The following is a 12,109-nucleotide window of genomic DNA, read 5'->3' as shown; positions in this document are numbered from 1 at the left end:
AGAGCAGAGGGCCGCGATGATCACGTTTACCAACGTCACCAAGAAGTATCCGGACGGCACCGTGGCTGTCGACGATCTCACGCTCGACGTCCCCGAGGGCACGCTCGCCGCGTTCGTCGGGCCATCGGGCTGCGGGAAAACCACCTCGATGCGGATGATCAACCGCATGATCGAGCCCACGTCGGGCACTCTCACCGTCAACGGTGCGGATGTCACGAAGGTCGATCCGGTGAAACTGCGCCTCGGCATCGGCTACGTGATCCAGAGCGCGGGGCTGATGCCGCATCAGCGCGTCGTCGACAACGTGGCCACCGTGCCCGTGCTCAAGGGTGAAACCCGGCGCGCCGCACGCAAAGCCGCACTCGGTGTACTTGACCGCGTGGGCTTGGATCCCAAGCTCGCCAACCGGTACCCCGCCCAGCTGTCCGGCGGCCAGCAGCAGCGGGTCGGGGTCGCCAGGGCACTCGCCGCAGACCCGCCCATCCTGCTGATGGACGAGCCGTTCAGTGCCGTCGACCCCGTGGTGCGGGAGGAGTTGCAGACCGAAATCCTGCGGCTGCAAAGCGAATTGCGTAAGACCATCGTGTTCGTCACGCACGACATCGACGAGGCGGTCAAGCTCGGCGACAAGGTCGCGGTGTTCGGCCGGGGCGGGGTGCTGCAGCAATACGCCGACCCGGCATTCGTATTGTCCAATCCCGCCAACGAATTGGTGTCGGGGTTCGTCGGCGCCGACCGTGGCTACCGCGGACTGCAGTTCTTCAAGGCGACCGGGCTGCCGCTGCACGATATCCGCCAAGTCGCGGAGGCCGATATCGACGAGTTGCAGCTGGCCCCGGGGGAGTGGGCGTTGGTGCTGCGGGCCGACGGCAAGCCGTACGCGTGGATCAACGCCGAGGGAGTCGAGGTGCACCGCAAGGGCAGCACGCTGTATGACAGCAGCGTCGGTGGCGGCTCGTTCTTCCGGCCCGACGGCAGCCTGCGGCTCGCGCTCGACGCCGCGCTGTCCTCGCCGTCGGGACTGGGGGTGGCAGTCGACGAAGACGGTCGCCTGCTGGGCGGTATCCAGGCCGACGACGTGTTGGAGGCCCTCAAGACACAGCGTCGCGTGCCGAAGGTCGGGTAGCGGTGTGACCTACCTCCTGACCCATCTCGACAAGGCGTGGGCACTCACGGTGATCCACCTGCGTCTGTCGCTGGTGCCGATCGTCCTGGGGTTGCTGATCGCGGTGCCGTTGGGCGCGCTGGTGCAACGGACCACCACGGTACGACGGTTCACCACCGTCGTCGCCAGCATCGTCTTCACCATCCCGTCGTTGGCGCTGTTCGTGGTGCTGCCGCTGATCATCCCCACCCGCATCCTCGACGAAGCCAATGTCATTGTGGCGCTGACTCTTTACACCACCGCCCTGTTGGTGCGGGCGGTACCCGAGGCGCTCGACGCCGTCCCCGCGGAGGTGCTCGACGCAGCCACCGCGGTCGGCTACAAGCCGTGGGTTCGGGTCGTCAAAGTCGAACTGCCACTGGCCATCCCGGTTCTCATCGCGAGTCTTCGAGTCGTCGCGGTGACCAACATCTCGATGGTGTCGGTCGGCTCGGTGATCGGTATCGGCGGGCTGGGCACGTGGTTCACCGAGGGCTACCAGTCCAACAAGAGCAGCCAGATCGTCGCCGGGATCATCGCGATCTTCGTGCTGGCCGTCGTCATCGACACCCTGATCATGTTGCTGGGCAAGGTCATCACACCCTGGAATCGCCGGTCCCGCACCCCCCGCGCCAAGGCGGCCGCATGAACTTCCTGCAACAGGCACTGAACTTCATCTTCACCGCGGCGAACTGGAGCGGGCCCGCCGGGCTCACCGCCCGCATCGTCGAACACCTGCAGTACACCGCCATCGCGGTGGTGTTCTCGGTGCTGGTCGCGGTTCCGATCGGCCTGCTGATCGGGCACACCGGGCGCGGCACCTTCCTGGTCGTCACCGGGGTGAACGCGTTGCGCGCCCTGCCCACCCTCGGCGTGCTGCTGCTCGGCGTGCTGCTGTGGGGGCTCGGTCTGGTGCCGCCGACGGTGGCTCTCATGCTGCTGGGCATCCCGCCGCTGCTGGCGGGGACCTACTCGGGCATCGCCAATGTGGATCCGGCCGTGGTGGATGCCGCCCGGTCGATGGGGATGACCGAAAGCCGGGTGCTGCTGCGGGTCGAGGTGCCCAACGCGCTGCCGCTGATCCTGGGCGGGCTGCGCACCGCGACGCTTCAGGTCGTCGCGACGGCGACGGTCGCGGCCTACGCCAGTCTCGGTGGGCTCGGCCGGTACCTCATCGACGGGATCAAGGTGCGGCAGTTCCACATCGCCCTCGTGGGCGCGCTCATGGTGACCGCGCTGGCGCTGATCCTCGATGCGGCGCTGGCGTTCGCGGTGTGGTTGTCGGTGCCCGGCACCGGCCGGATGCGGCGTTGGGGCGGCGGCGCGGGGGAGATGCCTGCCCCCTTGCTCGACGACGAGGTGGCGCTCGAATCGCGATCCACAGCAACGCGCGGGAGTTCGGGACTCGCCCACGAAGGCGGTAGTCCGTCGCATACGGTAGAAGGGTGAGTGAAGCCGAACGCACAGTCGAGCAGTCAGTCGAGCCGGCATCCGCCTGGCCGGCCGTGCTGACGTGGCGAGCGCACGACGAACCCCGGATGGAGTGGGTACGGGTGCAGCTGACGGGTAAACGCATCAAGGCCAATGGACGAATAGTGGCTGCTGCCACCACGTCTCACCCCGCGTTCGCGGCGTCATACGATCTGGTGACCGACGAGGCGGGTGCGACCAAGCGACTCTCCCTCACCGTCACCCTCGCCGAACGCGAGCGCCAGCTCTCCATCGCGCGCGACGAAGAGAACATGTGGCTGGTCCAGGACCACAACCAGACCAAGCGGTCGAGCTACGACGGTGCACTCGACGTCGATGTGATCTTCAGCCCATTCTTCAACGCGCTGCCGATCCGGCGTACCGGCCTGCACCTGACGAACGAGTCGGTGACGCTGCCGGTGGTCTACGTCCGGCTGCCGGAGTTGTCGGTGGAGTCCGCGAACATCACCTACACCGGCACCCCGACGGGCATCGAGCTGCTCTCGCCGGTGGCCGAGACCACCATCACCGTAGACCCGGACGGGTTCATCATCGACTACCCAGGACTGGCAGAGCGGATCTGATCACGCCGCCCGCGCGGCCCGCGGCGGCGAGTTCGTCGCGCCAGTTCTCGGCGCCGACGACGGTGGTGACGATCTCCGGTCGGCTGAAACTGTCGTAGCGCATCCGGGCGGCATGGCCGCTCTCGACGAGGTCGGCCAGTGAGCCCGTCGCAGCCAGGCTGTCGCGGGCCTGCGTGAGCAGCTTGATGCCGTGCTCGAGGGCCGGCAGCAGTTGTCCGGCGTTGGCCTCGCACATGGCCCGGACCAGATCCGGTGCGGTGGCCGCGACGCGGGTGCCGTCCCGGAACGAGCCCGCGGCCAGCGCGAAGGCCAGGGGTACCTCACCGGCGTTCAACGCCAGCGCCTCGGCGAACAGATGCGGCAGATGCGAGATGGCAGCGGCCGCCGCGTCGTGCTCCTCGGAGCAGGCCGGAACCACCACGGCGTGACAGTCCAGCGCCAGCCTGCTGACCTGCGCCCACACCCCGGGGTCGACGTGGCTGTCGACGCTGACCACCCACGGCGCGCCGACGAACAACGCCGCGTTACCCGCCGCCCATCCGGAGTGTGCCGTGCCTGCCATGGGATGCCCGCCGACGAAACGGTCCAGCAGCCCGAACTTCTGAACCTGCTGCAGCACAGCACCTTTGACGCTGATCACATCGGTCAGCGGGCAGTCCGGTGCGGTGTCGCGCACGTGGGCCAGCATGATCGGCAACGCGGGCATGGGCACCGCGAGCACGATCAGGGCGTTGCTCTCGGCGGCGCGGCGCAGGGTCGCGTCGAGATTCTCGCTGGCGTCGTATCCGTCGAAGCGGGCCTCCTGCACCACGTCGACCGAACGGTTGTAGCCGAACACCTCGCGGCCCGCGGCCGCGGCCGCCCGCATCAGCGAGCCGCCGATGAGTCCGAGTCCCACCACGCATACGGGTGTGTTTGTCACCTACCAAGATTGGCACACCCTCAGGCAGAGGTGGACGGTGATGCCTGGTCAAAATCGCTGGTCGGCGACTACCGTAGGCGCACATGGGAGCACAGCGCGCGCCGGCGGACCTGCCAGACGGGTTCGGCGTGGCCGTCGTCCGTGAGGAGGGCAAATGGAGGTGTGCGCCGATGCGTTCGGCCGCACTGAACAGTTTGTCCGCCGCAGAGACCGAATTGCGGGAACTGCGCAGCTCGGGATGTGTTTTCGGGCTGCTGGACATCGACGATGAGTTCTTCGTCATCGTGCGTCCGGCGCCCGCGGGAACCCGCCTGCTGCTCTCGGACGCCACCGCGGCGCTCGACTACGACATCGCCGCCGAGGTGCTCGAGACGCTCGACGCCGACATCGACCCCGACGATCTCGACGACGCCGAGCCCTTCGAGGAGGGCGATCTCGGCCTGCTCTCGGACGTCGGGCTGCCCGAGGCGGTGCTGGGTGTCATCCTCGACGAAACCGATCTGTACGCCGACGAGCAGCTCGGCCGCATCGCCAGGGAGATGGGCTTCGCCGACGAGCTGTCGGCGGTGCTCGACCGACTCAATCGGTGACTTCGTCTGACGAAACCCTGATCCGTGCCGCGCTGGACGCTGCCCGTCTGGCGGGTCCCCGAGACGTGCCGATCGGCGCTGTCGTCGTCGCGGCCGACGGTACCGAGCTGGCCCGCGCCGCCAATGTCCGGGAGGCCACCGGCGACCCGGCGGGGCACGCCGAGATCGTCGCGATGCGGGCGGCCGCGCAGGTGCTCGGTGACGGCTGGCGGCTGGAAGGCGCCACGCTCGCCGTGACCGTCGAGCCCTGCACGATGTGCGCCGGGGCCCTGGTGCTGGCCCGGGTGGCGCGGGTGGTGTTCGGGGCGTGGGAGCCCAAGACCGGGGCCGTCGGCTCGCTGTGGGACGTGGTGCGCGACCGGCGGCTCAACCACCGCCCGGAAGTGGTCGGCGGGGTGCTGGCCGACGAGTGCGCCGCGCTTCTCGAGAGCTTCTTCTCGGCTCAGCGGTAGCGATTCGCCGAAAGTGAACATGATCGCGAATTCCCGGCCGATCTTCGCCATCTTCTTCACGCTCGCGAGCGGATTAGGGCCATCGGCCGGCGTTCGGTAAGCTGCCTCACGGTGGCGTGTCCGAGCGGCCTAAGGAGCACGCCTCGAAAGCGTGTGACGGGTAACCCCCGTCCGAGGGTTCAAATCCCTCCGCCACCGCCATAAGCCCCGCGCCTGCCGATGCAGGTGGCGGGGTTTTTGTCTGCACCGGGCAAGTAGGCCGATACTATTGCGCTCCAACGGCATTCACGCAGCCCGGCACGGCGATATGGTGCGCGGCATGGCTGAACAGACTGATGTCGTCATCATCGGCGCCGGAGCGGCCGGACTGACCGCCGCCAAGACTCTCGTGGACGCCGGGCGCGACGTGGTGGTGTTGGAAGCACGTGACCGGGTCGGCGGCCGGTTGCTGACCGAGCAGCGCAACGGCCGGTACGTCGAGATGGGCGGGCAGTGGCTGGCGCCCTACCAGGATGCCGCGCTCGCGATGGCCAAAGAGCTGGGCATCGAGGAGTTCGTCCGGCCCAGGGGCGGTGCCGACGTGTACGTGGGCACCGACGGGCGACGCCAGACGCACGCACATGAGCAGCTGCCGCTGGACGCCGAAGGTGTCGCCGCGGTGGACCAGATCTTCGAGGCCCTTGACCGGATCACCACAGAGGTGGATCCCGACGATCCCTGGAAGCACGCGCAGGCCGCCGAGCTCGACGGCACCACGTTCGACGCGTGGCTACGGCAGCAGAGCGGCCACGCCGAGGCGATCGCCGCGGTCGGCAAGATCGTGGCCGCCTTCATGACCAAGGAGACCGTGCAGTTCTCGGTGCTGGCGGCGGCGTGGCTGGCGGCCACCAGCGGCGGGGTCGGCCACCTCGCGGATGCCGACGAGGTGCTCAACAGCCGGCTGGTCGGCGGGCTGAGCCAGATTCCGCTGCGGCTCGCCGAACGGTTGGGCGAGCGGGTGCGGCTGGCCAACGCGGTGCGTGCCGTGCGCTGGACGGACGACTCGGTGGTGGTCGAAACCGCCGACGGCGCCGTGGCGGGCCGCGCCGCGATCCTCGCTGTGCCGCCGAACCTGTTGTCGGGCATCCGATTCGAGCCGGCGCTGCCGTCCTGGCGGATGACGATGGACGAGAACTTCACCCAGGGCCTGGTGATCAAGGTACAGGCCTTCTACGCCCGGCCGTTCTGGCGCGACGAGGGCTTGTCCGGCACCGGGTTCGGTCCGGAGCTCACAGTGCACGAGGTGTACGACAACACGCTGCCCAGCAGCGGCGAGGGCGTGCTCATCGGCTTCATCGTGGCGTCGGCCGCCGACCGGGTCGCCCGCCTCGACGCCGAGGGCAGACGGGCGGCAGTCCTGGAGTCCTTCGCGGCCTACTTCGGCCCGCAGGCCCTGGACCCCATCGATTTCGCGGAAAGCAGCTGGCACGCCGACCCGTGGACCCGCGGCGCCTATTCGCCTACGTTCGGTCCCGGCGGGCTGGTGCGCTTCGGGCCGGACATGCGCCGGCCGATCGGTGCGCTGAGTTTCGCCAGTTCGGACATCGCGGGCATCGGGTTGATGCACGTCGACGGCGCCATCCGATCAGGCCGGCGCGCCGCCGACGAGGTGCTCGCGCGGCTCGGGAAGGCGTGACCGATGGCTGACTCGTTCTTCGAAGTCACCTGGACCGATCCCGTCACGCAGGCCAAGGGCTACCTGGTGATCGACCGGCTGGTCCGTGGCATCAGCAGCGGCGGGCTGCGGATGCGGGCCGGCTGCACGCTCTCCGAGGTCCGCGGCCTGGCACAGGGCATGACTCTCAAAGAGGCCGTGCACTACGAGGACGGCGCCCGCTATGTTCCGCTGGGCGGGGCCAAGGGCGGCATCGATTTCGACCCGTACAGCCCGGACGCCGAGCAGGTGCTGTTCCGGTACTTGGCCGCCATGAAGCCGCTGATCGCGCAGCGCTGGACCATGGGCGAGGATTTCGGTGTCCGCCAGGACGCGGTGGACCGCGGTATCGCGGCCATCGGCCTGAGCAGTTCGATCGAGGCCGCCTACCAGGTGATCGACGACAAGGCGGCTGCCGACGCCCGGATGAAGACGGCCTTCAGCAGCGTGGTCGACGGGGTCAAGCTCGACGAGCTGGTGGGTGGCTACGGCGTCGCGCAGGCCGGGTTGGCGGCGATGGCGCGCCTGGGGCTGCCTGCTGCCGAAACCCGGGCTGTCGTACAGGGTTTCGGCTCGATGGGCGGGGCGACGGCCCGCTACCTGGCGCAGGCGGGCGTGCACATCGTCGGCCTCGTCGACGTCCATGGCGTGGTGGCCAATCCGTCGGGCCTGGACGTCGAGCGCCTACTGCTCACCCGCGACGCCACCGGCGGTATCGACCGCAGTCAGCTGCGTGACGGCGACACCCAGCTACCGGGCGACCATTGGCTGAGCCTCTCCACCGACGTGCTGGTGCCCGCGGCGATGTCGTACTGCATCGACGACTCCAACCAGGCCGATGTGCAGGCCACGCTCATCGTCGAGGCGGCCAACATGCCGGTGCTGCCCGACGCGGAGGCCGCGCTGGCGGCTCGCGGAGTCACCGTGTCACCGGACTTCGTGGCCAATTCCGCGACCAACGCGTGGTGGTGGTGGGTGTTCTTCGGCGATATCGACGGCAGTCCCGAGCAGTCGTTCGCCAAGATCGCCGACCGGATGAAGGCGTTGAGCGACAACATGTTCGACTATGCCGAGGCCAACGGCGTGACACCGCGCGAAGCCGCGCTCGCGGTGGCAGCGCAGCGCCTGGCTTTGATCGACGAGCGGTTCCCGATCCTCTAGTCGGGAGCCGTCACGCGATGGCGGCCGCCCGGTCGAACACGATCTCGCCGCCCACGATCGTCATGTCGATGGTCGCATCGCGGATGGCCTCGGGCGGCCCGGCGAAGATGTTGTCGGAGACCACCGCGAAGTCGGCGTATTTGCCGGGGGTGATCGACCCGCGGTTGTCCTCGCAGAAGTTCGCGTAGGCGCTGCCCATCGTGTAGGCGTACACGGCCTCGTCCAAGGTGATGCCCTGCTCGGGCACCCACGCCGGGGTGTCGCCGCGGCCGCGCCGCGTCACCGCGGTGTAGAGGTGTGACAGCGGGTCCATCTCGGCGACGGTCCAGTCGCTGGAGAACGCCAGCACCGCGCCGGCCTGCTGCAGGCTGCGGAATGCCCATGCGTGTTCGGAGCGCTCCGGCCCGATGGCCTCCGCCCAGTCCTTGCCCGGCCCGGCGACGTCGGGGGCACCGTGGCGGGGCTGCATGCACGCCACCACGCCCAGCTCGGCGAACCGGGCGACGTCGTCGGGGTGCAGACACTCGACGTGCACGATCTGATGCCGGGCATCGCGGGCGCCGTTGGCGGCGCGGGCCGCTGCGACCCCGTCGAGCACCGTGCGGATGCCGCGATCGCCGGTGGCGTGCACGAAGGCCTGGAAGCCCGCCGCGTCCAGCCCGGTGAGCACTTCGGCGAACTCCGTCGGCTCGTAATAGGTGGCTCCGCGGTTGCCCGGCTCGTTGTAGTAGGGCTCCAGCAGGGCGGCGGTGTGCGGCTCGACGACGTCGTCGATGTAGAGCTTGAGCGGCCCGAGCCGGAACTGGTCGTCCTGGTACTGCTTGATGGCCTCGGCGAAGTCGGCAAGGTCCGACGCCGGGGTGCCGCGGGGATGGAACAGCCCGGCGATCACCCGGGACTTCAACCGGCCCTCGCTGCGGGCCCGGGTGAACAGCCCGATGTCGTCGAGCGAGTTCTGCGGTTCGACGACGGTCGTCAGCCCGTTGGCGATGGCCATGTCGAGGCTGGACAGCAGCCGCCCGTAGCGCCGGTCCTCCGACGCCCACGGCAGGAATTCGGCCATCGCGCGCTGGCCGTCGCGGGCCAGCCCCTTGACCGCGAAGTTGGTGAGAAATCCGGTGGGTTCGCCGGTCACCGGGTCGAGTTTGGCGGTGCCGAACGGCAATTCGGTGTGATCGCGGGTGATGCCCAGGAACCGCAGCGCCGCGGTGTTTAGCCACGCGGTGTGCACGTCGTAGGTCAGCACGAACGCCGGCTTGTCGCCGGTGATGGCGTCGAGGTCGGCGGCCGTGGGCATCTGGCCCGCCGGGAACGCGCTGTAGTCGAGGCTCTCGCCCTCGATCCACGTCGCATCGGGGTTGGCCTCGATCCAGGCGGTCAGCCTGCGGTAGACCTCGTCGAGCGTCGCCGCGCCGGCCAACTGGGCGCTCGCCACATCCGAGCCGAGCCTCAGGTGGTTGTGGGCGTCGACGAATCCGGGCAGCAGCAGCCGGCCGCCGAGGTCGACGATCTGGGTGTCGGGGCCGGCCAGGGCAGCGATCGTGGCGTCGTCGCCGACGGCGGTGATGCGGTCACCGGTGACGGCGACGGCCGAGGCGCTCGGCCGGTCGGGGTCGACGGTGTGGACGACCGCATTGCGGTAGATGACGTCGGTCATGGTTCCTTCCAGTTGTGTTCGGCGGGCTACTCGGCGACCACGCGGAAGCCGGTCACGGCGCGGTCGACGGCGCCGCGGACGTAGCCACCGTGAGCAGTCGTGCCGCGAAAGAAGTCGACGAGTTCGGCGGTGATCACCTCGCCCGGCAGCACATTCGGGATGCCGGGCGGGTAGGCGGCCAGGGTGTCGGCACTGACGCGCCCGATGGCCGCGTCGACTCCGACCACCTCGACCGGGGAGAAGAACGCCTGGCGCACCGTCATCCGGCTCTCACCGGGCGGCGGAACCTTGAGTGCGGAGTGGTCCTCGCCGCCGCCGTTCTCTTCCGGCAGCGCGTGCAGGGCGTTGACGATGCGGTCCACGTCCGGCGCGGAGCCGGCTCCGATCACCATCACGATCGCCGCCCCGGTCGCGACCTCGACGTGGATCCTGTGCTCGTTGATCAACACCTTGCTGGCCCGCACACCGCTGATACCGCCGGCCGAGGTGTCGATGGCCACGCGCAGCGGATCGACCGCGACCACGTCGGGGAACTGCAGGAAGTCATCGCTGGCGATCCGGAACCGGCCGTGGGCGCGGACCCGGGCCCGGATCTCGTCGGCGACCGCCACCGACTCGCCGATCCGCGCCTGCCCGGTGGCCAGCTGCCTGCGGGCCAGGTCGAGGGAGGCCAGCAGGATGCCGCTGGTCGAGGTCGACTGCACGGTGTGCAGACCGCGGACCACCATGGGCTCCAGCTGCTTGGCGTACGGCCCGGCGCCCAGGTGCAGCATCGCCGACTGGGTGAGGCTGCCGCCGAGCTTGTGGGTGCTCGAGCACACCAGATCGGCGCCTTTGGAGAGGGCATTGGCGGGCAGCGCGGGGTGGAAGCCGAAGTGTGCGCCCCAGGCCTCGTCGACGATGAGTGGGACCCCGTGGTCGTGGGCGACCTCGGCGAGTGCGGCCACGTCACTGACCGCGCCGAAGTAGCTCGGAGTGATCAGGTGCGCGGCGGCGGCGTCGGGGTTCGCGTCGAGCGCGGCGGACAGGTCGGCCGCGGTGACGCCGTGCGCGATGCCCAGGTGGTCGTCGACCGAGGGGTGGACGAACGCCGATCGCAGGCCGGCCAGCACCAGGGCGTCGACCACGCTGGAATGTACGCTGCGCTGCACCACCAGGGTCCGGCCGAGTTGGCGGGCGCACATCACCGCGAGGTGGTTGGCCTGGGATCCGCCGTTGGTCAGAAACCAGGTCCTCGCGGCGCCCCACGCGTCGGCGGCCAGCCGTTGGGCCTGCGTGATGGGGGTGGGGTCCGGCGTGATGTCGACGCCTTCGATCAGCGGCGGCACGTCGAGTTCGAGAACCCGGTCGCCGAACCACTCCGCGAGCAGGGGATGACGCTTGGGTTCGCCCATGTGGCCGGGAACGTGCACCCGGACCCAGTCGCCCTCGCCGTAGGCGCGCATGGCGTCGGCGTACGGCGAGCGATCGTGGTCGATCGGTTCGGTGGAGCTCAATGGCCCTCCCATCACCTTGGGGCCCGGCTATTGTCCGGGCTTGACGAGTTTGGCAAAAGTCACCGGCGGAAGGACGCTTTAGCGTCCAATAAGTCCGTGCCACTTTATGTTTCGGCATTCGAGCCACCCGGCGGTGGCGGGGTGGCGGATGGATGATCCCTGCGGTGTCTCGCTCAAACTCTTGTTAATAATTTGAACATATTATAGCGTCATCCCATGTCAGAAGCACTTCGCCCCTCCCGGTCGGCCACGACGGCTCGATTCCGGGCGTCGAACCCCGAACACATGGACGCGCGCCGTGCGGCCATCGTCGCCGCTACCGCGCGGGTGATCGTGACCAACGGGGTGGATTCCACGAGGTTGGCTGACGTGGCGGAGGAGGCCGGCGTCTCCGTCGGACTGATCCAGCACTACTTCCGTACCAAGGACCGCCTCGTGCTGGAAACCTTCCGCGCGTCGGCCGAGCAGAGCAGGGACGGATGGCGCCGCTGTGTCGCCGAGGACGACGAGCCACTGGTCCGCATCGCGCGCCTGGCGCGGTTCATCGTGACCGACGAGGATTTCGACATGGCCTGGGGGCTGTGGGTCGAGTTCTATGCGGCAAGTACGCGAAATCGCGAGTTGCGCAAGAACATTCACCGCATCATGAACCTCTGGCGGACGCTGTTCACCGAGTGCATCAACGACGGGATCGCACGCGGGGTGCTGCAGTCGAACGGAAATGTCGATGACGCCGTCACCCGGATCGTCGCTCTCACCGACGGTTTGGCCATCCAGACGCTGCTTGGCCTCTACGAGATGACGGTCCCTCTGATGGAATCGATGATCCTCGACGCCATCGCCGACCTGTTCAAGGTCGACAGGGCAGCGCTGGCGAAGGCCTCGCAATCGATGGCGCATCCGCCGCTGCCGGCCTGAAGATCACCGGCACCAACCTGTT

12 protein-coding genes and 1 tRNA gene are annotated in these 12,109 nt (G+C 68.8%); 10 read left to right on the top strand and 3 right to left on the bottom strand.

The window, feature by feature from the left end:
• Positions 1-16 precede the first annotated feature (16 nt).
• Genes RMCB_RS24475 through RMCB_RS24460 form a run of 4 tightly spaced genes read left to right on the top strand, consistent with a single transcriptional unit; the run spans position 17 to position 3,198 of the window.
• Positions 17-1,126: an ABC transporter ATP-binding protein gene (locus RMCB_RS24475; RefSeq protein ID WP_062830848.1), complete on the top strand. Its 1,110-nt coding sequence runs from the start codon at positions 17-19 to the stop codon at positions 1,124-1,126.
• Between the two features lie 4 nt (positions 1,127-1,130).
• Positions 1,131-1,793 carry an ABC transporter permease gene (locus RMCB_RS24470; RefSeq protein WP_062830847.1) on the top strand — a complete coding sequence of 221 codons (663 nt, stop codon included), beginning with the start codon at positions 1,131-1,133 and terminating at the stop codon, positions 1,791-1,793.
• Positions 1,790-2,593 carry an ABC transporter permease gene (locus RMCB_RS24465; protein WP_062830846.1) on the top strand — a complete coding sequence of 268 codons (804 nt, stop codon included), beginning with the start codon at positions 1,790-1,792 and terminating at the stop codon, positions 2,591-2,593. Before RMCB_RS24470 ends, RMCB_RS24465 begins: the two co-directional genes overlap by 4 nt.
• Complete coding sequence (locus tag RMCB_RS24460) at positions 2,590-3,198, top strand: putative glycolipid-binding domain-containing protein (protein ID WP_029372731.1); 609 nt, start codon at positions 2,590-2,592, stop codon at positions 3,196-3,198. The genes RMCB_RS24465 and RMCB_RS24460 overlap by 4 nt, the downstream gene beginning before the upstream one ends.
• Here RMCB_RS24460 and RMCB_RS24455 read toward each other — a convergent pair.
• Positions 3,164-4,120, bottom strand: a complete 957-nt coding sequence (locus RMCB_RS24455) for a prephenate dehydrogenase (RefSeq protein ID WP_072278537.1) — start codon at positions 4,118-4,120, stop codon at positions 3,164-3,166. The two genes, RMCB_RS24460 and RMCB_RS24455, sit on opposite strands and share 35 nt — an antisense overlap.
• An 83-nt stretch (positions 4,121-4,203) precedes the next feature.
• Between RMCB_RS24455 and RMCB_RS24450 the strand changes: the two genes are divergently transcribed.
• From RMCB_RS24450 to RMCB_RS24430, 5 genes are all read left to right on the top strand, one after another.
• Positions 4,204-4,710 (top strand): tRNA adenosine deaminase-associated protein, encoded by a 507-nt coding sequence (locus tag RMCB_RS24450; protein ID WP_029372728.1) that lies wholly within the window; start codon positions 4,204-4,206, stop codon positions 4,708-4,710.
• Positions 4,707-5,162: a nucleoside deaminase gene (locus RMCB_RS24445; RefSeq protein WP_062830845.1), complete on the top strand. Its 456-nt coding sequence runs from the start codon at positions 4,707-4,709 to the stop codon at positions 5,160-5,162. Before RMCB_RS24450 ends, RMCB_RS24445 begins: the two co-directional genes overlap by 4 nt.
• 110 nt (positions 5,163-5,272) lie before the next feature.
• A tRNA-Ser gene (locus RMCB_RS24440) sits at positions 5,273-5,363 on the top strand.
• Between the two features lie 118 nt (positions 5,364-5,481).
• On the top strand, positions 5,482-6,837 hold the full coding sequence (locus tag RMCB_RS24435) for a flavin monoamine oxidase family protein (RefSeq protein ID WP_063979672.1): 1,356 nt from the start codon (positions 5,482-5,484) through the stop codon (positions 6,835-6,837).
• Positions 6,838-6,840: 3 nt separating this feature from the next.
• Positions 6,841-8,016, top strand: a complete 1,176-nt coding sequence (locus RMCB_RS24430) for a Glu/Leu/Phe/Val dehydrogenase dimerization domain-containing protein (protein WP_062830843.1) — start codon at positions 6,841-6,843, stop codon at positions 8,014-8,016.
• Between the two features lie 10 nt (positions 8,017-8,026).
• On the opposite strand, the gene RMCB_RS24425 is transcribed toward RMCB_RS24430, so the two are convergent.
• Entirely contained in the window at positions 8,027-9,673 is a 1,647-nt protein-coding gene (locus tag RMCB_RS24425) for an amidohydrolase (RefSeq protein ID WP_062830842.1), read from the bottom strand.
• A gap of 26 nt (positions 9,674-9,699) precedes the next feature.
• Positions 9,700-11,169, bottom strand: a complete 1,470-nt coding sequence (locus tag RMCB_RS24420) for an aminotransferase class I/II-fold pyridoxal phosphate-dependent enzyme (protein ID WP_201028345.1) — start codon at positions 11,167-11,169, stop codon at positions 9,700-9,702.
• 216 nt (positions 11,170-11,385) lie between these two features.
• Between RMCB_RS24420 and RMCB_RS24415 the strand changes: the two genes are divergently transcribed.
• Entirely contained in the window at positions 11,386-12,087 is a 702-nt protein-coding gene (locus RMCB_RS24415) for a TetR/AcrR family transcriptional regulator (RefSeq protein WP_081661696.1), read from the top strand.
• Positions 12,088-12,109 lie beyond the last annotated feature (22 nt).

Origin of the sequence: Mycolicibacterium brisbanense (genome assembly GCF_001570425.1) — a bacterium.
In the GTDB taxonomy this organism is placed as follows: Bacteria; Actinomycetota; Actinomycetes; order Mycobacteriales; family Mycobacteriaceae; genus Mycobacterium; species Mycobacterium brisbanense.
Note: the sequence above shows the minus strand (reverse complement) of the source record. Positions and strands in the feature narration are given on the sequence as shown.